This is a genomic window from Streptomyces sp. NPDC056373, assembly GCF_042262425.1.
In the GTDB taxonomy this organism is placed as follows: domain Bacteria; phylum Actinomycetota; class Actinomycetes; order Streptomycetales; family Streptomycetaceae; genus Streptomyces.
Genome location: NZ_JBHJPX010000005.1, coordinates 22,760 through 43,921, shown reverse-complemented (window position 1 = coordinate 43,921; position 21,162 = coordinate 22,760). Strand labels below are relative to the sequence as shown.

The window sequence follows — 21,162 nt, the reverse complement described above, 5'->3', positions numbered from 1 at the left end:
TCAATCAACCCGGGACGCGGCCGCCCACCGCAGCCGTACCTCCTTGTCCTCGTCCGTCGGCCGAAGCTCCCACCCCTGCGCGAGCGCGACTTCCGCGACGTACCACCCGCCGACCCCCCGGTAGTGCCGCATGGGTATCGCACACTCCACGGGCGGCCTCGGCTTCTTCGGCTCGATCGGCGCGGAGGCCTTGGCGGTCCACTTGCCCACCACCTTCTCCACGCGCGCCTTGTAGTACGCGACGTCGCCCTCGTGGCGCAGCTCCCGCCAGGACACGCACCAGGAGGCCAGCCATCCGACGCGGTCCATCGTCCAGCCCAGCGTGTCGAGGTAGCCGCGTTCGAGGGTCTTGCTGAAGGTCGTGACGACCTCCGCGAACATGCCGACGACGAGGAACACGGCGAACACCGCCGCCCACAGCACACACACCACCGGGAACCACACCACACTGCCGGCGAACCGCAGGGCCAACTGCCACTGCGGCCGCACGGGTCGGGCTGTCCAGGTCGCCGGATCCTCGTACACGTCCATGACAAGGAATCCTGCCGCAGGCATGAAGCGGGCCGGACGGGTACCCCGCCCGGCCCGGATCACCTTCACACGAGCTCTACTTGCTCTACTTGGTGACCGCGTCCAGCGCGTCCGCGATGCCCCAGCCGTAGAAACCGTTGCGGTTCTTCGAGCCCTCGCACACCGCGTCGATCTTGCCGTCGGCGTCGATGTCGTACGGGTCCGTGCACGCCGCGGCGTCGGCCTCCGCGTACAGCAGGGCCTTCACCAGGGCCGGAGAGGCGTGCGGGTGCGTCGACTTGATGAGCGCGGCGACGCCCGCGACATGCGGGGACGCCATCGACGTACCGGCCATGTAGCCCCACTTGCCGCCCGGCAGCGTGCCCAGGATCAGACCGCTCGTGGCCGGCGCGTCCGGCTTCTGGTAGGCGGTCGAGTCGCCGCCCGGGGCGGCTATGTCGATGACGCCCAGCCCGTGGTTGGAGAAGGACGACTTGATGCCCTTCGCGCCCGTCGAGGCGACCGTGACGACACCCGGCAGCTGGGTCGGTATGTCCAGGCACTTCGAGGGGTCGACGACCCGGTCGCCCGGGGTGCTGTCGTTGGGGGACGACGGGTCGGTGATCTCGTCGGAGGCGAGGTCGTAGTTCTCGTTGCCGCCCGCCGCGACGTTGACCGCGCCCTTCCTCTCCGCGTACCGCGAGGCCCGGCCGACGGCGTCCACCAGCGCCTTCTGGTCCGGGTCGTTCGTGCAGTTGAAGTACCAGGGGTCCGTGTAATAGCTGTTGTTCGTCACGTCGACCCCGTGCTCGGCCGCCCACACGAAGCCGCAGACCACGGCCTCCGTGTAGAAGAAGCCGTCCGGGTTGGACACCTTGATGCCGGAGACCTTCACCCCGGGCGCGACCCCCGTCATGCCGACGCCGTTCTTGGCGGCGGCGATCTCGCCGGCGACATGGGTGCCGTGCGGGCTCTCCGCGGCGCCCGGCCGCCAGGCCCCGTCGGCCGTGTCCGGCTTGCCCGACACGCAGTTGACCGACGCCTTGCGGTCGAAGTTGGGCGCGATGTCGGGGTGGGTGTCGTCCACACCGGTGTCGATCACGGCGACCGTGACCTTCTTGCTGCCCAGCGTCTTCTCGTGCGCCTTGTCCGCCTTGATGGCGGGCAGGTCCCACTGCTGGGGCTGCAGCGGGTCCTGCCCGGCGGGGGCGTCGGCCGCGGCGACCTCGGCCGCGCTCAGCGCCTTCGGCGCGCCCAGGTCACCCGTCGACGCCGAGGGCAGCGGCGCGGTCCGCGTGGCACCCGCCGACTGCACGCCGCGCACCGTGCGGATCGTCTTGGCGAAGCCGGCGTCCGAGGAGTGGACGACGAGGACGCCGATCTGGTCGTACGACGTCACGATCGTGCCGCCCGCCTTGGCGACGGCCTTCTTCACATGTGCCGAAGTGCCGTGCCCAGGCTTGACGTTGACGACGTAACTGAGCGAGGTCGCCTCGGCCGCGGTGGGGGCCGGGGCCTCCTCGGTGGCCGAGGCCGCGGTGTTCGGCAGGAACGCGAGGGCCGTGGCCACGGCCATCCCGGCCGGGATCGCGACCGCGCGACGGTGGCGCGCGTACGGCGCAGTCATGCTGTCTCCAGTTCGTGCACGAGCTGATCGTGCGAAGGTCTCGAGGGCGGGCCGGGTCACTTGACCGCGCGCAGCGCGTTGACGATGCCGTGGCCGTAGAAGCCGTTGAGACGCTTGCCCCCCTTGCACACCGCGTCCTGCGTTCCGTCGCCGTCCTGGTCGTAGGAGGCGGGGCAGGCGGTCTCGTCGGCCTGCGCCTTCAGCAGCGCCTGCAACTGGGCCGGAGACGCCCAGGGGTGCTTCGACTTCAGCAGCGCGGCGACGCCGGAGGCGTGCGGCGAGGCCATCGAGGTGCCCTGCAGGAAGCCCCACGTGCCGCCCGGCAGGGTGGACAGGATGCGGCCGTCCTTCGACGGCGTGTCCGGGATCTGGTAGCGGCGGTCACCACCCGGCGCGGCGACGTCGACGACGCCCTTGCCGTAGGTCGAGAAGTACGACTTGACGTTGTCGACGCCCGTCGAGCTCACCGTGACGACACCCGGCAGCTGGTTCGGCACGTCGAAGCACTCGTGCGGGTCGATGGTGCGCTCGACCGGCGTGGAGTCGTCCGGGCTGGAGTCGTCGACGATCGCGTCCGAGTCCAGGTCGTGGTTGGAGTTGCCCGCCGCGGCGACGTTCAGTGTGCCCTTCTTCTGCGCGTACAGCTGCGCCCGGTTGACCGCGTCGACGATGGCCCGCTGGTCCGGGTCGTCCATGCAGTTGTACAGCCACGGGTCGACGTAGTAGCTGTTGTTCGTGATCTCGACGCCGTGGTCGGCGGCGAACACGAACGCGCACACGACGCTCTCCGGGTAGAAGAGGCCGTTCGCCCGGTCGGTCACGTTGATGCTGGACACCTTCACGCCGGGAGCGACACCCGCGACGCCGACGCCGTTGCGGGCGGCGGCTATCTCACCCGCGACGTGCGTGCCGTGGTAGTCCTCGGCGGTGTACGGCCGCCAGGCGCCCTCACTGGTGTCGGGCTTGCCGCCCGCGCAGTTGGCGGACTGGGACGCGGAGAAGTTCGGGGCTATGTCGGGGTGGGTGTCGTCCACGCCGGTGTCGATCACGGCGACGGTCACCTTGCGGCTGCCCGGGTCGATCCGCGCGGCCTTGTCGGCGCCGATCGCGCGCAGGTCCCACTGGTCCGCTTCCAGGGGCTCGCTCTCGGGCGTCGTCGCCGAGGCGGCCTCGGTGCGCTTCGCCTGGGCGGCCGTCAGGTACTCGACCGCGCCCTCCTCCTTCGTCCCCGCCGGGGCCAGCGGCGTGGTCCGTGTCGCGCCTGCGGACCGCACCCCGCGGACCTTGCGGATCTCCTGGGCGAAGCCGGGGTTCGAGGAGTGGACGACGAGCACGCCGATCCGCTCGTAGGCGGCCACGACCGAGCCGTCGGCCTTCCCGACCGCCTTCTTCACCGAGGCGATCGCGTGGCGGTCCACCTTGGTGTTGACGACGTACGCCAGCTTGGGCCCGTCCGCCGTCCGGACGGACGGCTCCGCCTGCGGAGCCGCCGACGCGGCGGCGGGCAGGAAGCCCAGCGAGGCGGTCAGGGACAGCACGACGGGCACGGCGAGAGCGAGCCGGCGTCTGGAACGCGAGTGAGACATGGGGTCTCCACATCCTCCGGAAACGAAACCGGCCCGAGACACAGGTGGTGCCCGGGCAGGTACATGACGTGGTGCAGGGTGAAGCTATCCCGGCCTCTCGCTGGCCAGCAACGCTTTGTCGAAACGACTTCGGAAACAACGCCGGGCGTTTGAACCGGTTCTCCCGCGCCGCCGTGACGTTGAACAAGGAGCGCGAGGACACGCGCCTCCGCCCACGTTCACAACCGCTGCCGTCCTTACGAGGAGACTTTCGTGGCCACCGACGCACCGCCCCCCTCGAAAGAGCAACACAAGCTCCCCTCACCCGAGGAGTTCGCCGAGGTGCACGAGAGCGCGGAGTTCGGTGAACTGCGCCGCTCCTACCGCTCCTTCGCCTTCCCGCTGACCGTCGGCTTCATCGCCTGGTACCTGCTGTACGTCCTGCTCTCGAACTACGCGGGCGGCTTCATGGGCACCAAGCTGTTCGGCAACATCAACGTCGCCTTCGTCCTCGGCGTCGCCCAGTTCGTCACCACGTTCCTCATCGCCTGGTGGTACTCGCGGCACGCCGCCGCGAAGCTCGACCCCAAGGCCGAGGCCATCAAGACCCGGATGGAGGGCGGCGCATGAGCTCCGTACCGCAGACAGTCCTCGCCCAGCAGCACTTCCTCGCCGCGAACGAGGCCAGCGAGCACCGCCCGCTGATCATCACCCTCTTCGCGCTGTTCGTCCTCGCGACCCTCGGCATCACCATCTGGGCGGGCCGCCAGACCAAGGACGCCGCCGACTTCTACGCCGGCGGCCGCCAGTTCAGCGCCTTCCAGAACGGACTCGCCGTCTCCGGCGACTACATGTCCGCCGCGTCGTTCCTCGGCATCGCGGGCGCGATCGCCATCTTCGGCTACGACGGCTTCCTGTACTCCATCGGCTTCCTGGTCGCCTGGCTCGTCGCCCTGCTCCTGGTGGCCGAGCCGCTGCGGAACTCCGGCCGCTACACCATGGGCGACGTCCTCGCGTACCGCATGCGCCAGCGCCCCGTGCGCACCGCCGCCGGTACCTCCACGATCGTCGTGTCGATCTTCTACCTGCTCGCGCAGATGGCCGGAGCGGGCGTCCTCGTCTCGCTGCTGCTCGGCATCACCTCCGACGCCGGCAAGATCCTCATCGTCGCCCTGGTCGGTCTCCTGATGATCGTCTACGTCTCCATCGGCGGCATGAAGGGCACCACCTGGGTCCAGATGGTCAAGGCCGTGCTGCTCATCGGCGGCACCATCCTGATCACCTTCCTGGTGCTGCTGAAGTTCAACTTCAACATCTCCGACCTGCTCGGCACCGCCGCCGAGAACAGCGGCAAGGGCGCGGCCTTCCTGGAGCCCGGCCTCCAGTACGGCGCGACCGGCACCTCCAAGCTGGACTTCATCTCCCTGGGCATCGCCCTGGTGCTGGGCACCGCCGGCCTGCCGCACATCCTGATCCGCTTCTACACCGTTCCCGACGCCAAGGCCGCCCGTAAGTCCGTGAACTGGGCCATCGGCATCATCGGCGGCTTCTACCTGATGACGATCGCGCTCGGCTTCGGCGCCGCCGCGCTCATCTCGCAGGAGGAGATCATCGCCTCCAACCCGTCCGGCAACACGGCGGCACCCCTGCTCGCCCTGCACCTGGGCGGTGTCGACTCGACGTGGGGCGCGATCCTGCTCGCCACGATCTCGGCGGTGGCCTTCGCCACGATCCTCGCCGTCGTCGCCGGCCTCACCCTGGCCTCGTCGTCCTCCTTCGCGCACGACATCTACGCCAACGTCATCCGCAAGGGGAAGGCCTCCGGCGCCGAGGAGGTCCGCGCGGCCCGCTGGGCGACCGTCTTCATCGGCGTCGTCTCCATCGGCCTCGGCGCCCTGGCCCGCGACCTGAACGTGGCCGGTCTCGTCGCCCTCGCCTTCGCGGTCGCCGCTTCCGCCAACCTCCCGACGATCCTCTACAGCCTGTTCTGGAAGCGCTTCACCACCCAGGGCGCGCTCTGGTCGATCTACGGTGGTCTGATCGTCGCCGTCGGCCTGGTGCTGTTCTCGCCCGTCGTCTCCGGCGACCCCAAGGCGATGTTCCCCGAGGTCGACTTCGCCTGGTTCCCGCTGAAGAACCCGGGCATCATCTCCATCCCCTTCGGCTTCCTCATGGGCTGGCTCGGCACGGTCCTGTCCAAGGAGGAGCCCGACGCCAAGAAGTACGCGGAGCTGGAGGTCCGGTCCCTGACCGGCACCGGAGCCCACTGAGCACCACTCCACCCGCGCGGCCGTGTCGTAGGAACCTCCAGGTACCCGCGGCCCGGCCGCGTTCCGCGTCGTGGGATCGGGTCTGTGGCGTTGCCGGTGGGGTCACGTAGGCTCACAGGTGCCGGACAAGCAGAGCCGCACGCGTGATCCGCGACGAGGGAGGGGGCCCACGTGCTCATCGACACCTACGGCCGGGTGGCCACCGACCTGAGGGTCTCGCTGACCGACCGGTGCAACCTGCGCTGTACGTACTGCATGCCCGAGGAGGGCCTGCAGTGGCTGGCCAAGCCGGACCTGCTCACCGACGACGAGATCGTCCGCCTGATCGACATCGCGGTCACCTCCCTCGGCATCGAGGAGGTCCGTTTCACCGGTGGCGAGCCGTTGCTGCGGCCGGGCCTGGTCGGCATCGTCGAGCGCGTCGCCGCTCTTGGGCCGCGCCCGCAGATGTCGCTGACGACCAACGGCATCGGCCTCAAGCGCACGGCCGCCGCCCTGAAGGAGGCGGGCCTGGACCGGGTCAACGTCTCCCTGGACACGCTCCGCCCGGACGTCTTCAAGACCCTCACCCGCCGCGACCGCCACAAGGACGTCATCGAGGGCCTGTACGCCGCCCGTGACGCGGGCCTGACCCCGGTCAAGGTCAACTCCGTCCTGATGCCCGGGCTCAACGACGACGAGGCCCCCGACCTGCTGGCCTGGGCCGTGGAGCACGAATACGAGCTGCGGTTCATCGAGCAGATGCCGCTGGACGCCCAGCACGGCTGGAAGCGCGACGGCATGATCACGGCCGGCGACATCCTGGCCTCCCTGCGCACCCGCTTCGAGCTGACCGCCGAGGGCGAGGAGAAGCGCGGCTCGGCCCCGGCGGAGCGCTGGCTGGTGGACGGCGGCCCGCATGTCGTCGGCGTCATCGCCTCCGTCACCCGCCCCTTCTGCGCGGCGTGCGACCGCACCCGCCTCACGGCCGACGGACAGGTCCGCACCTGCCTGTTCGCCCAGGAGGAGACGGACCTGCGCGCCGCGCTGCGCTCGGGCGCCCCGGACGAGGAGATCGCCCGCATCTGGCGCCTGGCGATGTGGGGCAAGAAGGCGGGAGCGGGCCTGGACGACCCGACGTTCGTACAGCCGACCAGGCCCATGTCGGCGATCGGCGGGTAGAGACACTCAGGGGCGCGGGGGCCGCGCGACAAGCCACGACGCACCCGCACCCGGAAGCGTCACACGTCCCGCAATTCCCACTCCTTCAGAAGGACCACGTCCTTCAAGAACCCGCGCACCCCGAGGAACTGCGACAGATGCTCGCGATGCTCCTCACAGGCCAGCCACGTCTTGCGCCGCTCCGGCGTATGGATCTTCGGGTTGTTCCACGCCAGTACCCACACGGCGTCGACACGGCAGCCCTTCGCGGAACAGATGGGCGTCTCGTCACTCACAGGTTCGTCTCACCACAGCACACAGAAAAGGCGACGCCGAGCAGCCACGGGGGGAGCTGCCCGGCGTCGGTCCGTCGCTCCGACGGGGGATGCGGAGCGCGTACGAAGTATGTCACGGGTAACCCCGACCCCGGCACTGGAACAACATGATTGATCTGAGCTTTTCTTGAGCTTGGCGGGAAGCTGACTTCCCTTCCCGCTCCGGTGCGTTCTCCCGCCGAAGGGCGCCGGGACGCGCCTAACGCTCGTGCGCTTCGCTCCGCGCACCCGCCCCCGGCCCGGGCACGGCATCTTCCGCAACCGACTCCTCCGACCCGTCACCCGTACCCGGCGGGGCGATCGTCGGACGCGACCGCGACACCACGAACGTCGACGGCAGAGACGGCGCATTCTCACGCCCGGCGTTGGCGATCACCACCGCGACGTACGGCAGCACCAGCCCGAGCACCAACGCCACTATGGCGACGTGCCGTTCGACGTTCCACAGGGTGGCCGCGAGGATCACGGAGATCGTGCGGACCGTCATCGAGATCACGTACCGGCGCTGCCGCCCGCGTACGTCCTCCTGCAGCCCCGTCCGGGCGCCGGTGATCCGGAAAACCTGGACGTTGCCGCCGCCATGCTGCTTCCGCATCGCATTCCACCATCCGCCCGTATCGGACTCTCACCCGCCCCGTGGCCGTCCCCGGCCGGCCGGGGAACCTGACCGGGACAGCTCTTACGTTACGCCGCGGTTGCGCCCGCCACGAGACCGGGTTGCGCACCGCGGGGCGAACGGCCTGCGCCGTCCCGCGTACGGTCCGCGTCGGCATGCGGCGTACGGCAACTGGGCCGACACTGGCCGTAGTGCTCACGTCGAGCCGCACGAGGAGGCAGTGATGGGCTGGTTGTGGGCGATCATCGTAGGACTGGTACTCGGTCTGATCGCGAAGGCGATCATTCCGGGCAAGCAACACCTTCCCCTGTGGCTGACCGTCATCCTGGGCATGATCGGCGGCATCGCCGGCAACGCCATCGCCCGGGCGGCCGGCGTCGACGCCACATCGGGAATCGACTGGTGGCGGCACGTCTTCCAGCTGGTGATGGCGATCATCCTCGTCGGTCTGGGCGACCGGGCCTGGACGGCGGCCAGAGGAGACAGGAGCAGGGCATGACGGGGCGCACGGCGAAGGGGGCGGCCTCCGAACGGAGACCGCCCCCTTCGCCGTGCGCTCTCAGCCGCCCGTGACCTCGACCGCGGCCAGGTTCTTCTTGCCCCGGCGCAGCACCAGCCAGCGGCCGTGCAGCAGGTCCTCCTTCGCGGGGACGGCGTCCTCGCCGGCGACCTTGACGTTGTTCACGTAGGCGCCGCCCTCCTTGACCGTGCGGCGCGCGGCCGACTTGCTCGCCACGAGGCCGACCTCGGCGAAGAGGTCGACGGCCGGGCCGAGCTCGGCGACCTGGATGTGCGGCACTTCGGAGAGGGCCGCGGCCAGCGTCCGCTCGTCGAGCTCCGCCAGCTCGCCCTGCCCGAAGAGGGCCTTCGACGCGGCGATCACGGCGGCCGTCTGGCCGGCGCCGTGCACCAGCGTCGTCAGCTCCTCGGCGAGGGCACGCTGCGCGGCCCGGGCCTGCGGACGCTCCTCGGTCTGCCGCTCCAGCTCCTCCAGCTCATCGCGGGAGCGGAAGGACAGGATGCGCATGTACTTCGAGATGTCCCGGTCGTCCACGTTCAGCCAGAACTGGTAGAACGCGTACGGCGTGGTCATCTCCGGGTCGAGCCAGACGGCGCCGCCCTCGGTCTTGCCGAACTTCGTGCCGTCCGCCTTGGTCATCAGCGGCGTCGCCATCGCGTGCGCGGTCGCGTCGGGCTCCAGGCGGTGGATCAGGTCCAGGCCCGCCGTGAGGTTGCCCCACTGGTCGCTGCCGCCCTGCTGGAGCGTGCAGCCGTAGCGCCGGTAGAGCTGGAGGAAGTCCATGCCCTGGAGCAGCTGGTAGCTGAACTCCGTGTAGCTGATGCCCTCGGAGGACTCCAGGCGCCGGGCCACGGAGTCCTTCGTCAGCATCTTGTTGACGCGGAAGTGCTTGCCGATGTCGCGGAGGAACTCGATCGCGGAGAGGTTCTCCGTCCAGTCGAGGTTGTTGACCATGACGGCCGCGTTCTCGCCCTCGAAGTCCAGGAACGGCTCGATCTGGCCGCGCAGCCTGTCGACCCAGCCGCGGACCGTCTCCGGGTCGTTCAGCGTGCGCTCCGCGGTCGGGCGCGGGTCGCCGATCAGGCCCGTGGCACCGCCGACCAGCGCCAGCGGCCGGTGACCGGCCTGCTGGAGCCGGCGCACGGTGAGCACCTGCACCAGGTGCCCCACGTGCAGCGACGGTGCCGTCGGGTCGAAGCCGCAATAGAACGTGACGGGACCGTCCGCGAGCGCCTTGCGCAAAGCGTCCTCGTCAGTGGACAGGGCGAACAGCCCGCGCCACTTCAGCTCGTCGACGATGTCCGTCACGGTTCTCGTGTCTCCTCGATGATCTTCGGGCAGTCGGGTGACAGCCGCCTACGAGGTTATACGCCCTGACTGACAGAGCTCATATTGAAATCCGGGACCCGCAGCGCGGGCATGGCCGCCCTGGTGAACCAGTCGCTCCACTCCCTGGGCAGCGTCTTCTCGGTCCGCCCGGCCTCCGTCGCCCGGCCCAGCACCCCCACCGGCGACTCGTTGAACCGGAAGTTGTTCACCTCGCCCGTCACCTCGCCGTTCTCGACGAGGTAGACGCCGTCCCGGGTCAGTCCCGTCAGCAGCAGCGTCGCCGGGTCGACCTCGCGGATGTACCACAGGCAGGTCAGCAGCAGCCCGCGCCCGGTGTTCGCGACCATCTCCTCCAGGGAACGGTCCTCGCCCCCGTCCAGGACGATGTTGTCGATGCCGGGTGCCACCGGCAGGCCGGTCAGGCCCGCGCTGTGCCGGCTGGTCGTCAGGTGCCGCAGCTCGCCCTCGCGCATCCACTCGGTGGGAGCGAGCGGCAGCCCGTTGTCGAACACAGACTGGTCGCCCCCGGAGGAGTGCGCGATCACGAACGGCGCCGACTCCAGGCCCGGCTCGTTCGGGTCGCTGCGCAGGGTCAGCGGCAGGTCGGTGAGCCTTTCGCCGACCCGCGTGCCCCCGCCCGGCTTGGAGAACACCGTGCGCCCCTCGACCGCGTCCCGGCCCGACGCCGACCACATCTGGTAGATCAGCAGGTCCGCCACGGCCGTCGGCGGCAGGAGCGTCTCGTAGCGCCCGGCGGGCAGCTCCACGCGCCGCTCGGCCCAGCCGAGGCGCACGGCCAGCTCCGCGTCCAGGGCCGCCGGGTCGACGTCCTTGAAGTCCCGCGTGGAGCGCCCGGCCCACGCGGACCGGGTCCGGTCCGGCGACTTGGCGTTCAGCTCCAGCGTCCCGTTCGGCTGGTCGTGCCGCAGCCGCAGTCCGGTGGACGTGCCGACGTACGACGACACCAGCTCGTGGTTGGCGAAGCCGTACAACTCGCGGCCGCCCGCACGCGCGCGTGCGAAGGCCTCGCCGAGCGCCGGAGCGAAGTCGGCGAACACGGCGGAGGAGGTCTCGACGGGTGCCTCCGTGAACTCCGGCGACTGCGTCACGCCCGTGACCAGCGGCTGCGCGTCCTCGGCGGGCCCGGCGCCGCGCGCGGCGGCCTCGGCGGCCCGCACCAGGGGCTCCAGCTCGTCGGGTGTCACGGCGGACCGTGACACCACCCCGGAGGCGGTGCCCTCCTTGCCGTCGACGGTGGCGACGACGGTGAGCGTGCGCCCGCGCGTCACGCCGCTCGTGGTCAGCGCGTTGCCCGCCCAGCGCAGGTTGGCGGTGGACTGCTCGTCGGCGATGACGACACAGCCGTCCGCCCGGGACAGCTCCAGGGCCCGCTCGACCACCTCGTGCGGCTTGCTCGTGAGAGGGCTCATCGACCGGCCTCCTGCGTGGTGTTCAGAATGTTGACGCCCTTGAAGAGCGCAGAGGGGCAGCCGTGCGAGACGGCCGCGACCTGCCCCGGCTGGGCCTTGCCGCAGTTGAAGGCGCCGCCGAGCACATAGGTCTGCGGCCCGCCCACCGCGGACATCGACCCCCAGAAGTCGGTGGTCGTCGCCTGGTAGGCGACATCGCGCAGCTGCCCGGCGAGCCGCCCGTTCTCGATGCGGTAGAAGCGCTGCCCGGTGAACTGGAAGTTCACCGCAGGGTCAGGGGGCATACCTCTCTGATCGGCGTTTGTGCAGGTCAGGCGGTTATTCACGGTCTGCCCTCAATCCCTGTTCATACGGGGTGAAACCGGACTGTACGGGGTCTGGTGATGACCTGGTGTCGACCTACGGGACCTGCCTCGGGGCTACCTGGCGTGGGTCCTGGAGGCTGGCTCCAGATCGGATCAGAGACTACCCATCGGTGCTCCGGACTGGGATGCGGATATCGCCCTGACCTCAGACTCTCCAGTCGCGTGACAAGGCAGCCTGCGGGAGTGACGAGCGGTGAAGGCTGCCCGGACGGACGGCGGGCGCCGTACGCTCGAATCATGAGTGCCGACATTGGCAAGCGGCTTCAGGAAGTGCGCAAGCGGCGTGGCATGACGCAGCGTCAGCTAGCGAGCGAGACAGGCGTGTCCCTTTCCTTGATTCGGAAGCTGGAGCAGGGGGAGCGGGCTGACACGCGCCTGGAGACTGCGCGTCGGCTGGCGACGGCACTGCGGGTGCCGACGACGAACCTCATTGCTGATCATGAGGAAGATCCCGAGACGGCGCCTGGCGCTGGTGATCGTTGGGAGGCTGTCCGGCGTGCGCTCGTGGCTCCGGTACGGGCGGACGGTGCGACGGAAGAGCCGACCGTGGGCGGTGTGCGGGACGCGCTGGAATCAGCCCTGCCGCTCTTCTCCGGTGATCGCTTCGCAGAGCTGAGTGTGATCCTTCCGCCCCTGCTGCGGGATGCTGATCTGATCGCCGAGAGTGGCCCAGAGGGGCGGGCCGTACGTCTCCGGCTCTCACAGCTCACAGGCTGGCTGCTCACGCAGACTCGACAGTTCGAGGCGGCCGACATCGCACTGTCCCGGTCACTGGAGGAGTCGTCGGATCGGCTACAGGCGGCGGCGACGGTGAGCACACAATGCTGGCTCTTGCTGAGGCGCGGTCGGCTGGCTGAGGCGCGGGAGCTGGCAACGCGGTGGGCGGATGAGGTCGAGCCCCGAATTTCGCGGGCGACCCCGGCGGAGCTGAGCGCCTGGGGCTGGCTGCTGCTGCGGGCCTCCGCTGCTGCAATCCGGGACAACCGGCCTGGAGAGGCCGAAGACGCTTTGCGCTACGCCAACTCGGCGGCCGTCGCGATGGGGCGGGAGTTCGCCCCTCGCGACGACTTCTTGCAGGCGTTCGGACCGGTCACGGTGGCTCTGAAGCGGGCCGAGAATGCCATGATCGTCGACAAGCCTGACCTGGTGCTCAAGCTCTCGAAGCGCATCCCGACCAGCGGCATGCGGCCCACCTCCAACAACCGCAACCGTCACCTCCTGGACGTGGCGGAGGCGCATGCCCGCTCGCGTGACTACGCGAAGACGGTTGAGGTCTTGCAGGGCATCCGCGCGGACGCTCCACAGTGGCTGCCTAACCAACGCTACGCGCGGGACATCTTCGGCCGAGTGATCGCGAGTCGGCGCACCCTCACGCAGGAGATGCGGGACCTGGCTGACGCGATCGGCGTACCGGTGTGACTCGGTGTGGCACTTCGGGCTAGCCCCCCATCAAAGTGCCATTGAGGTGTGTTCCTACCGTTACATAGCGTCATATCTATGGCGACCCAAGGTAGAGCAGAAGAGACAGCTGTCCGTGAGAGCACGACCACGGTCGATGCCGACGCGCGACAGTGGGAGTACACGACCTACGCCCCGGCTGGTGAGACGTGCCCGGCGTGCGGAAAGCCGATCAAGAGCCTTGAGAGCTGTCGTCGGGGGATGCTGGCTCGCCGGGACTCGTCTCCGATCGTGGCCTACTGGCACACGGCCTGCGCGCCGAGGGAGGCGGGGCAGTGATCCCCATGGAGATCTACAAGAGCAGCAAGAAGGCCGCTGCTGACGCGCATGAGGCGCTGTGTCAGGCACTGCTGGCGATCGGGATTCCGAAGCGGGACCTTGGCTGGCTGGCTCCGCGCGTAGCGCCGGACGGGCGTCCGATGGTGGCCTTGGGGACGTGGAACGCTGACGTGGTGCAGAAGGTAGCGGCGCATCTGATGGCGTCACCTGCGCACGTTCAAACGGCGCCGGACGGCCGTGTCGTGACCGATCACACCTGCGTGAGTCGCGAGGAATAGACCCCGGCTCGCTGAGGACGGCGAATCAAGCTCAGCGAGTCGGCTGCCCCGTCTGTGCGTCTCCCCCCGGCGCATGGGCGGGGCTCTCTGCTGTCTGGGCCTGTGGTCCGTGATAGCGCACTGTGGGCACGCCGCCGGCCGTAGAGGATTTTGGGCTGGAGCTGCCATGGGGCGAGTGAACAGGGGGCCTTACGCTCGCCAGGGGATCGGGCAGTCTTTGGACCTGCCCGCAATAGCCCGATCGGCCCCCTGTTCTTCGAGGCTCGCCCCATGGTGGCTGCCTAAAATCCTCGGAGGCCGTCGGCCCCAGCCACAGAGGGTTTGCGCAGTGTGGCCTGTTCTGGGGGCACGAGGATGCGCACGCGTGGCCGTAGCGGGCCTGATGCTGGTCGGTGAACACCGTGGGCCGGATCGGTGCCGTGGGCGTCTGGAGGGCGTGAGTCACGGTCCATGAGTCCACGGGGACTGGGCGGGCAAGGTGGGCTGTGAGGAGCTGGCTCACGCTCTCGGGTCGCCCGGTGTGCGCCGGGGCGGCGGCGCCCCGGACCGGACCGGCCGAAGGCCGCATGCCGGGCCGGGGTGCGGCAAGCCGCCCCGACGGCGCGCCGAAGGCGCGCCTGGAGGAAGTGAAGACAGATTCCGACACCTGCCCCGCACCGCTGCCCGCTTCCGTCTCCCGCTGGGCGCATGGTCCGGGGCGCAACCGGCTGACCAGACTCCCCAGGCAGCCCGGCACGGTCCCCATGGGGTTCTCTCCGGCCGGGCCTCAAGTGCTCTGCCTGCGGCCGTAATTCGTTGGCGTCCCCCGGGTGCCTCTGGGATCATGGGCGTTCGAGCGGCGAGCCTTCTTTCAGCGAATCTCAGACACAGACATAGACACAGACTTTCTTCAGCAGATATCACGCCTTCAGCCTTCTTCTGCCTTCTTTGTCTTCGTGCTCTCTCACGCTGCCTCGACACACGCTCTCATTTCTGACTCTGCATCAATTCAAGCTAAGTCAAAGCCAAGGAGATTTCAGACATGACTCACGCCTACGTCTCTGCTCGTGCTCCTCCCTGTCCGTCCGTTTTGGAGGTGCCCTGTGTTCAACACCTCGCACGAGGTGACCACTTCGAATATCTGCTCCGCTGACCTGGAGCGTGAAAAGCGTCTGCGGACGCTCTCCGATGCCGATCGGGATATCATCCGTCTGGCAAACGACCCCCTATTTCCGCGTTGGCTGGAGCAGATCAAGGCAATCGGGGGCTGTGCCCATCCGATCTATCTGTCCGGCTCCACAGGCACCCGCGATGCGCTGACGGGTGAGCTGATCTCTTCCTATTCGACTGCCGGGGAGCCGGGTGAGCGGCTGGCCGTGCGCTGCCGCAACCGCCGTACGTCGGTCTGCGAGCCGTGCTCCTATCTGCATGCGGGCGACACCTATCAGCTGATCCGCGCGGGCCTGACCGGTGGCAAGAACGTGCCCGATGCGGTGCGCAATCAGCCCCGCTTGTTCGTCACGCTGACGGCGCCCTCATTCGGGTCGGTCCATCGCTTCCTCGACGGTGAGCGATGCCGACCGCGCCGGGACGGTGGAGAGTGCCAACACGGGCGCCCGGTCGGCTGCGGCCTGGTGCACGCCGAGAATGACACGGCGCTGGGCCGTCCCCTGTGCCCGGACTGCTACGACCACGTGGCCCACGTGCTGTGGCACGCGCACACCGGGCGCCTGTGGGACCGGTTCACCACCGCCGTACGGCGGCACCTCGCCTCCGCCGCAGGGATCCCGCGCTCGAAGCTCCGTGACCACCTGGTGGTGTCTTTCGCCAAGGTCGCCGAGTACCAAAAGCGCGCAGCCATCCACTTCCACGGGGTGGTACGCCTGGACGGTCCGGCAGGTCCCGGCGACCCTTCCCCCGACTGGGCCACGGCCGAACTGCTCACCGACGCCGTACACACGGCTGCCGCATCGGCGAACGTGCGCGTCCCGGAATCAGACGCCTACGGAACCGAACTCCTCGTATTCGGCGCACAGTTGTCCGTACGGCCCATCTGGTCCTTCGCCGATGACGAGGGACCCACTGATGACGCGGTCGCTGCCTACGTGGCCAAGTACGTCTCCAAGGGAACAGCCGAAACCGGCGCGGGACTGGACTACCGCGTCGCCAGCCTGGACGACATCCATGCGGCCGTTGTCACGCCGCACGTGCGGGCCTTGATGGCTACGTGCTGGCGCCTGGGCGGCCTGCCGGAACTCGAACACCTCTGGCTGCGCACCTGGGCTCACACGCTCGGCTACCGGGGGCACATCCTCACCAAATCCCGCCGCTACTCCACCACGTACATGGCCCTTCGCGAGGCGCGGGCCGAGTACCGGCGTGGCGATACAGAACCGACCGACAGTCCTGCCGTCGTCACGGACTCGAACTGGCGCTTCGTCGGCTCTGGCTACACCGCCGGCGCTTCCCTGGTCGCTGCCGGAATCGCAGAAGACCACGTCATGAGCCGCCAACTCGCTCGGGAAGCGATAGAGGACGAGGGGCGGGGGTGGGAGCTGTGAGGGGCGGTAGCAACCTGCTCATGACGCCGGATGAGGCAGCGGCGGAACTCGGAGTGACCAAGCGTGTCCTCATGGACTCGTACCGGCGCTGGGGCATCCCGTTCCTCAAGGTCGGCAAGCATGTCCGGTTCCGAACTCGTGATCTGCACACCTGGGTTGAGGAGCGTATGCAGCAAGGGTAGGCTGACGATCAGTCACCGACCAATCAACATGTGAAGGGTTAACACGCGTGGCGACCATCAAGAAGGAAGACTGCTCCTGCCCCCGGCGCAAGAAACCCGCGTGCCCTCACAAGCCGTACCGGGTGACGTACCGGGAGCCCGGGGGCAGGGCAGGCAAGCCCCGACAGGTGTCCTTCAAGAAGCTCGAAGACGCGGAAGCGTTCGCGGTCAAGGTCGAGCGGGACAAGGACTTGGGGACCTACATCAACCCCAAGGCGGGACAGCGGACGTTCGAGCAGGTGTGGCACGAGTGGGTTGAGGCGGGAACTCTGGAAGAGTCCTCAAAGAGGAATTACCAGAGCGTCTATGACAACCACTACGGCCCTTTCTTCGGGAACAAACCCATCGGCAGTATCACCCCTACGACGATTCTGGAATGGGAGGCGGACCAGAAGGAACGCGGCTACAAGGAAACCGGAATCAATGGACGCAAGAACGTCCTGTCGTCCGTTTTCAACTACGCGGTAGCCGCCGAAATCATCGGCCGTAATCCGTGTAAGAAAGCCAATCCGCGTCGGCGCTCGGGGCAGCAACTCACCCCCGTCACCGACCAAGACATCCCGAGCATGGAAGAGGTGCTTGGAATCATCGCGGAAGCTCCGAAGCTGATCCGAGCCGGCTTCTGGGCCATGGCGGGTTGTGGCGTGCGCCCGGGGGAGGCTCTGGCACTCTCTGACGAGTCAATGAATTGGGAGCGAAGCGTACTCGCCGTGGATCACCAGGTCTCGGCCTATGGCTGCCAAGAGATCTCCGGCTATAGGCGCGGTGTGAAGCGGGGCACGAAACATCGTGCCTTCGAACAGGCTCGCAAGACTCCGGTACCCGAATCAATCAACGAGATCTTCAACGATCACATTGACGCGTTCGGGACGTGGGGAGATCGGGGCTGGTTCTTCGAATCCCCCCGGCTGAACGACCGCCACCCTTCGTATGACTGGTTCCTGGACCAGTTCAAGGCGGCGGCCAAGCTGGCCGGGACTCCGCAGTACACCCCGAAGAGCTTCCGGCACTTCTTCGTCTCCGAGGCCATCCACACTCACATCCCGCTCTTCGAGGTGGCGGCCTGGGTCGGTCACCGCACCACTCGGACCACAGAGCTGGTGTACGGCCACCTTGTCCGCCGGGCCATGGACCGTGGCGCCCGGACGATGCACAACCGTCTGGGACTGAAGCTGGAGCCCTTCAAGGGACTCATCGTCCCGCCCTCGCTGACGCCCTCTGAGGACGACATCGAGGACTGGGACGACGTGGCGTAGGTGGTTCGCTGTGATCGCATGTCGACCTGGTGCAGATTTCGGGCCGGATCGGCCGACCTCTCAGGCGCGGCCGGACTCGTTCGCAGTGTTCAGAATATTCACACTCCGAAACAATGCGGACGGGCATCCGTGCGACACGGAAGCGACCTGCCCCGGCTGGGCCTTTCCGCAGTTGAAGGCCCCTCCTAGTACGTAAGTCCGGGGGCCTCCGATTGCTTCCATGGAGCCCCAGAACTGGGGGGTGACCCCCTGATATGCAAAGTCCTTAACCTGCCCTTCAAGGCGGCCGTTCCGGATCATGTATGCCCTCTGACCCGTAAACTGGAAGTTGTAGCGCTGCATGTCGATCGACCAGGACCGGTCGCCGACGACATAGATGCCGCGCTCCACGCCGCCGATCAGATCCTCGGTCGACATCCCCGCCGGGTCCGGCCGCAGCGACACGTTCGCCATGCGCTGCACCGGCACGTGTCCGGGGGAGTCGGCGTAGGCGCAGCCGTTGGACCGTGCGAAGCCGGTCAGCCTCGCGATCCGCCGGTCCAGCTGGTAGCCGACGAGGGTGCCGTCCTTGACCAGGTCCCAGGACTGGCCGGCGACACCCTCGTCGTCGTACCCGATGGTGGCCAGGCCGTGCTCGGCGGTGCGGTCACCGGTGACGTTCATCAGCTCGGAGCCGTAGCGCAGCTTGCCCAGCTGGTCGAACGTGGCGAAGGAGGTGCCGGCGTAGGCGGCCTCGTAGCCGAGCGCCCGGTCGAGCTCGGTGGCGTGCCCGATCGACTCGTGGATGGTCAGCCACAGGTTGGACGGGTCGACGACCAGGTCGTACAGGCCGGGGCGCACGCTCGGCGCGCGCATCTTCTCGGCGAGCAGCTCCGGGATCCGCTCCAGCTCGCCCTCCCAGTCCCAGCCGGTGCCCGTCAGGTACTCCCAGCCGCGTCCCACCGGCGGCGCGAGGGTGCGCATGGAGTCGAACTCGCCGCTCGACTCGTCCACCGACACCGCGTTGAACACCGGGTGCAGCCGCACCCGCTGCTGCGTGGTCACGGTCCCGGCGGTGTCGGCGTAGAACTTGTTCTCGTGGACCGTCAGCAGCGAGGAGTCCACGTGGTCGACCCCGTCGGCCGCCAGCAGTCGCGCGCTCCACTCGGCGATCAGCCCGGCCTTCTCCTCGTCGGGCACGGAGAAGGGGTCGGTCTCGTACGACGAGATCCACGTCTTCTCGGCGTGCACCGGCTCGTCGGCCAGCTCCACGCGCTCGTCCGACCCCGCCGCCTTGATCACCTGGGCGGACAGCTTGGCCATCGCCACCGCCTGCCCGGCGACCCTGGCGGCGGCGTCCATGGTGAGGTCGACGCCGGACGCGAAGCCCCACGTACCGCCGTGCACCACCCGCACCGCGTACCCGAGGTCGGTGGTGTCCGACGACCCGGCGGGCTTGGCGTCCCGGAACCGCCAGGAGGCGCCCCGCACCCGCTCGAACCGGAAGTCCGCGTGCTCGGCGCCCAGCGCACGCGCGCGTGCGAGGGCCGCGTCGGCGAGGGCGCGTAGGGGGAGGGCCGTGAAGGCCTCGTCGATGGTATGAGGCACCGCCGTCTCTTTCTGTCGAGGTGACCGTGGTTGCCGTGCGTCGTGACTGCTCCGATCATGTCGCCCATCCACCGCGCGGGCCACGACTTTCCCGAGCCGGGTTCGCGGCTTTCTGTAGAGACCCGACAGGTAGTCCCCTACGCCACTGTCGGTGCCCGATTGTCCGCGGGCCTGCCCGGACCGATAGGTTTTCGAGGAAGCCGCCTGTCATCACCGCCTGTCGTCCAGGTGCCAGGGCGGATATCCAGACCGCTATCGAAAGGGTGATCCGTTGAGCCGCTCGGTTCTCGTCACCGGAGGCAACCGGGGCATCGGCCTCGCCATCGCCCGCGCTTTCGCCGATGCCGGCGACAAGGTCGCCATCACGTACCGCTCGGGCGAGCCGCCGGCCGCCCTGGCGGACCTGGGCTGCCTGGCCGTCAAGTGCGACATCACCGACGCCGAGCAGGTGGAGCAGGCCTACAAGGAGATCGAGGAGGCCCACGGCCCCGTCGAGGTCCTCATCGCCAACGCCGGCATCACCAAGGACCAGCTCCTGATGCGCATGTCCGAGGAGGACTTCACCTCGGTCGTCGACACCAACCTCACCGGCACCTTCCGCGTCGTCAAGCGCGCCAACCGCGGCATGCTGCGCGCCAAGAAGGGCCGCGTGGTCCTCATCTCGTCGGTCGTGGGTCTGTACGGCGGCCCCGGCCAGGCGAACTACGCCGCCTCCAAGGCCGCCCTGGTCGGCTTCGCGCGCTCCCTCGCCCGTGAGCTGGGCTCGCGCAACCTCACCTTCAACGTCGTCGCACCCGGCTTCGTCGACACGGACATGACGAAGGCGCTCACCGACGAGCAGCGCGAGAACATCGTGAAGCAGGTTCCGCTCGGCCGGTACGCCCAGCCCGAGGAGGTCGCCGCGACGGTGCGGTTCCTCGCCTCCGACGACGCCTCGTACATCACTGGAGCCGTCATCCCCGTTGACGGCGGACTGGGAATGGGTCACTGATCACCATGAGCGGAATTCTCGAGGGCAAGCGCATCCTGATCACCGGTGTGCTGACGGAGGCCTCCATCGCCTTCCACGCCGCGAAGCTGGCCCAGGAGCAGGGCGCCGAGGTCATCCTCACCGCGTTCCCGCGGCCCACGCTGACCGAGCGCATCGCCAGGAAGCTCCCCAAGCCCACCAAGGTCATCGAGCTGGACGTGACCAACGACGAGCACCTCGGGCGGCTCGCCGACCTCGTCGGCGAGGAGCTGGGCGGCCTCGACGGTGTCGTGCACTCCATCGGCTTCGCCCCGCAGGACGCCCTCGGCGGCAACTTCCTGAACGCGCCGTTCGAGTCCGTCGCCACCGCCATGCACGTCTCGGCGTACTCCCTGAAGTCGCTGACCATGGCCTGCCTGCCGCTGATGCAGAACGGCGGTTCCGTCGTGGGACTCACCTTCGACGCGCAGTTCGCCTGGCCGCAGTACGACTGGATGGGCCCGGCCAAGGCCGCGCTGGAGGCCACCAGCCGCTACATGGCCCGTGACCTGGGCAAGCAGAACATCCGCTGCAACCTGGTCTCGGCGGGCCCGATCGGCTCCATGGCCGCCAAGTCCATCCCGGGCTTCAGCGAGCTGGCCTCGGTGTGGGACAGCCGCTCCCCGCTGGAGTGGGACCTTAAGGACCCCGAGCCGGCCGGCCGCGGCATCGTCGCCCTGCTGAGCGACTGGTTCCCGAAGACCACCGGCGAGATCGTCCACGTCGACGGCGGTCTGCACGCCATCGGAGCCTGATCTCCCGCACGTCTCCGACGCCCCGTCTCCCGCCGCGCGCGGGGAGCGGGGCGTCGCCCGTTCGGCTCAGCC

19 protein-coding genes and 1 pseudogene are annotated in these 21,162 nt (G+C 68.7%); 11 read left to right on the top strand and 9 right to left on the bottom strand.

From position 1 onward, the window contains the following. From ACFCXS_RS11650 to ACFCXS_RS11640, 3 genes are all read right to left on the bottom strand, one after another. Nucleotides 1–531 carry a hypothetical protein gene (locus ACFCXS_RS11650; protein WP_376643070.1) on the bottom strand — a complete coding sequence of 177 codons (531 nt, stop codon included), beginning with the start codon at nt 529–531 and terminating at the stop codon, nt 1–3. Nucleotides 532–616: 85 nt separating this feature from the next. After that, nucleotides 617–2,137, bottom strand: coding sequence for a S8 family serine peptidase (locus ACFCXS_RS11645; RefSeq protein ID WP_376643069.1), 1,521 nt, complete (start codon nt 2,135–2,137; stop codon nt 617–619). A 56-nt stretch (nt 2,138–2,193) separates the two neighbouring features. Continuing rightward, nucleotides 2,194–3,723: a S8 family serine peptidase gene (locus ACFCXS_RS11640; RefSeq protein WP_376643068.1), complete on the bottom strand. Its 1,530-nt coding sequence runs from the start codon at nt 3,721–3,723 to the stop codon at nt 2,194–2,196. 252 nt (nt 3,724–3,975) lie between these two features. Here ACFCXS_RS11640 and ACFCXS_RS11635 point away from each other — a divergent pair, with 252 nt between their 5' ends. The 3 genes from ACFCXS_RS11635 (at nt 3,976) to moaA (ending at nt 7,133) form a co-directional block, all read left to right on the top strand. Then, nucleotides 3,976–4,332: a DUF485 domain-containing protein gene (locus ACFCXS_RS11635; RefSeq protein WP_376643067.1), complete on the top strand. Its 357-nt coding sequence runs from the start codon at nt 3,976–3,978 to the stop codon at nt 4,330–4,332. Continuing rightward, nucleotides 4,329–5,972, top strand: a complete 1,644-nt coding sequence (locus ACFCXS_RS11630) for a cation acetate symporter (RefSeq protein WP_376643066.1) — start codon at nt 4,329–4,331, stop codon at nt 5,970–5,972. Before ACFCXS_RS11635 ends, ACFCXS_RS11630 begins: the two co-directional genes overlap by 4 nt. A 171-nt stretch (nt 5,973–6,143) precedes the next feature. Continuing rightward, on the top strand, nt 6,144–7,133 hold the full coding sequence (gene moaA / locus ACFCXS_RS11625; RefSeq protein ID WP_376643065.1) for a GTP 3',8-cyclase MoaA: 990 nt from the start codon (nt 6,144–6,146) through the stop codon (nt 7,131–7,133). Between the two features lie 59 nt (nt 7,134–7,192). Here moaA and ACFCXS_RS11620 read toward each other — a convergent pair whose 3' ends face one another. Continuing rightward, a complete protein-coding gene (locus ACFCXS_RS11620) occupies nt 7,193–7,408 on the bottom strand; it encodes a hypothetical protein (protein WP_376643064.1) in 216 nt (71 codons plus the stop codon). Between the two features lie 238 nt (nt 7,409–7,646). Beyond that, nucleotides 7,647–8,042 (bottom strand): DUF3099 domain-containing protein, encoded by a 396-nt coding sequence (locus ACFCXS_RS11615; RefSeq protein ID WP_376643063.1) that lies wholly within the window; start codon nt 8,040–8,042, stop codon nt 7,647–7,649. Between the two features lie 244 nt (nt 8,043–8,286). On the opposite strand from ACFCXS_RS11615, the gene ACFCXS_RS11610 reads away from it, so the two are divergent. Continuing rightward, nucleotides 8,287–8,562: a GlsB/YeaQ/YmgE family stress response membrane protein gene (locus ACFCXS_RS11610; RefSeq protein ID WP_344459390.1), complete on the top strand. Its 276-nt coding sequence runs from the start codon at nt 8,287–8,289 to the stop codon at nt 8,560–8,562. Nucleotides 8,563–8,622: 60 nt separating this feature from the next. On the opposite strand, the gene tyrS is transcribed toward ACFCXS_RS11610, so the two are convergent. The 3 genes and pseudogenes from tyrS to ACFCXS_RS11595 all read right to left on the bottom strand — a co-directional run. Next, the gene (gene tyrS / locus ACFCXS_RS11605) at nt 8,623–9,891 is read right to left on the bottom strand and encodes a tyrosine--tRNA ligase (RefSeq protein ID WP_376643062.1); all 1,269 of its coding nucleotides are present in this window, start codon (nt 9,889–9,891) and stop codon (nt 8,623–8,625) included. 56 nt (nt 9,892–9,947) lie between these two features. Further along, nucleotides 9,948–11,342, bottom strand: a complete 1,395-nt coding sequence (locus tag ACFCXS_RS11600; protein ID WP_376643061.1) for a metallopeptidase TldD-related protein — start codon at nt 11,340–11,342, stop codon at nt 9,948–9,950. Then, nucleotides 11,339–11,605, bottom strand: a pseudogene (locus tag ACFCXS_RS11595) (metallopeptidase TldD-related protein); the annotation flags it as partial. The gene ACFCXS_RS11600 and the pseudogene ACFCXS_RS11595, both read right to left, overlap by 4 nt. Nucleotides 11,606–11,944: 339 nt before the next feature. On the opposite strand from ACFCXS_RS11595, the gene ACFCXS_RS11590 reads away from it, so the two are divergent. The 5 genes from ACFCXS_RS11590 to ACFCXS_RS11570 all read left to right on the top strand — a co-directional run bounded on the left by ACFCXS_RS11590 (nt 11,945) and on the right by ACFCXS_RS11570 (nt 17,739). After that, nucleotides 11,945–13,126 (top strand): helix-turn-helix domain-containing protein, encoded by a 1,182-nt coding sequence (locus ACFCXS_RS11590; protein ID WP_376643060.1) that lies wholly within the window; start codon nt 11,945–11,947, stop codon nt 13,124–13,126. A gap of 323 nt (nt 13,127–13,449) precedes the next feature. Continuing rightward, nucleotides 13,450–13,722 carry a hypothetical protein gene (locus ACFCXS_RS11585; protein WP_376643059.1) on the top strand — a complete coding sequence of 91 codons (273 nt, stop codon included), beginning with the start codon at nt 13,450–13,452 and terminating at the stop codon, nt 13,720–13,722. A gap of 1,082 nt (nt 13,723–14,804) precedes the next feature. Next, nucleotides 14,805–16,262, top strand: coding sequence for a replication initiator (locus tag ACFCXS_RS11580; RefSeq protein WP_376643058.1), 1,458 nt, complete (start codon nt 14,805–14,807; stop codon nt 16,260–16,262). Nucleotides 16,263–16,282: 20 nt separating this feature from the next. Beyond that, nucleotides 16,283–16,444 (top strand): helix-turn-helix domain-containing protein, encoded by a 162-nt coding sequence (locus tag ACFCXS_RS11575; RefSeq protein WP_376643057.1) that lies wholly within the window; start codon nt 16,283–16,285, stop codon nt 16,442–16,444. A 47-nt stretch (nt 16,445–16,491) separates the two neighbouring features. Continuing rightward, nucleotides 16,492–17,739 (top strand): tyrosine-type recombinase/integrase, encoded by a 1,248-nt coding sequence (locus ACFCXS_RS11570; protein WP_376643056.1) that lies wholly within the window; start codon nt 16,492–16,494, stop codon nt 17,737–17,739. Between the two features lie 60 nt (nt 17,740–17,799). Here the strand turns inward: ACFCXS_RS11570 and ACFCXS_RS11565 are convergent, their stop codons facing one another. Next, on the bottom strand, nt 17,800–19,326 hold the full coding sequence (locus ACFCXS_RS11565; RefSeq protein WP_376643055.1) for a TldD/PmbA family protein: 1,527 nt from the start codon (nt 19,324–19,326) through the stop codon (nt 17,800–17,802). Nucleotides 19,327–19,597: 271 nt separating this feature from the next. On the opposite strand from ACFCXS_RS11565, the gene fabG reads away from it, so the two are divergent. Both fabG and fabI read left to right on the top strand, forming a co-directional pair. Continuing rightward, nucleotides 19,598–20,317 (top strand): 3-oxoacyl-[acyl-carrier-protein] reductase, encoded by a 720-nt coding sequence (gene fabG / locus ACFCXS_RS11560; RefSeq protein ID WP_376643054.1) that lies wholly within the window; start codon nt 19,598–19,600, stop codon nt 20,315–20,317. Between the two features lie 5 nt (nt 20,318–20,322). Continuing rightward, nucleotides 20,323–21,090 (top strand): enoyl-ACP reductase FabI, encoded by a 768-nt coding sequence (fabI, locus tag ACFCXS_RS11555; protein WP_344459382.1) that lies wholly within the window; start codon nt 20,323–20,325, stop codon nt 21,088–21,090. Nucleotides 21,091–21,162: the final 72 nt, after the last annotated feature.

Coding starts and splice junctions, on each gene's coding strand:
- ACFCXS_RS11610 (WP_344459390.1), top strand. CDS start 8,287: ATGGGCTGGTTGTGGGCGATCATCGTAGGACTGGTACTCGGTCTGATC.
- ACFCXS_RS11585 (WP_376643059.1), top strand. CDS start 13,450: ATGGAGATCTACAAGAGCAGCAAGAAGGCCGCTGCTGACGCGCATGAG.
- ACFCXS_RS11645 (WP_376643069.1), bottom strand. CDS start 2,137: ATGACTGCGCCGTACGCGCGCCACCGTCGCGCGGTCGCGATCCCGGCC.
- fabI (WP_344459382.1), top strand. CDS start 20,323: ATGAGCGGAATTCTCGAGGGCAAGCGCATCCTGATCACCGGTGTGCTG.
- ACFCXS_RS11600 (WP_376643061.1), bottom strand. CDS start 11,342: ATGAGCCCTCTCACGAGCAAGCCGCACGAGGTGGTCGAGCGGGCCCTG.
- ACFCXS_RS11630 (WP_376643066.1), top strand. CDS start 4,329: ATGAGCTCCGTACCGCAGACAGTCCTCGCCCAGCAGCACTTCCTCGCC.
- ACFCXS_RS11575 (WP_376643057.1), top strand. CDS start 16,283: ATGACGCCGGATGAGGCAGCGGCGGAACTCGGAGTGACCAAGCGTGTC.
- ACFCXS_RS11650 (WP_376643070.1), bottom strand. CDS start 531: ATGGACGTGTACGAGGATCCGGCGACCTGGACAGCCCGACCCGTGCGG.
- ACFCXS_RS11640 (WP_376643068.1), bottom strand. CDS start 3,723: ATGTCTCACTCGCGTTCCAGACGCCGGCTCGCTCTCGCCGTGCCCGTC.
- ACFCXS_RS11590 (WP_376643060.1), top strand. CDS start 11,945: ATGAGTGCCGACATTGGCAAGCGGCTTCAGGAAGTGCGCAAGCGGCGT.
- ACFCXS_RS11615 (WP_376643063.1), bottom strand. CDS start 8,042: ATGCGGAAGCAGCATGGCGGCGGCAACGTCCAGGTTTTCCGGATCACC.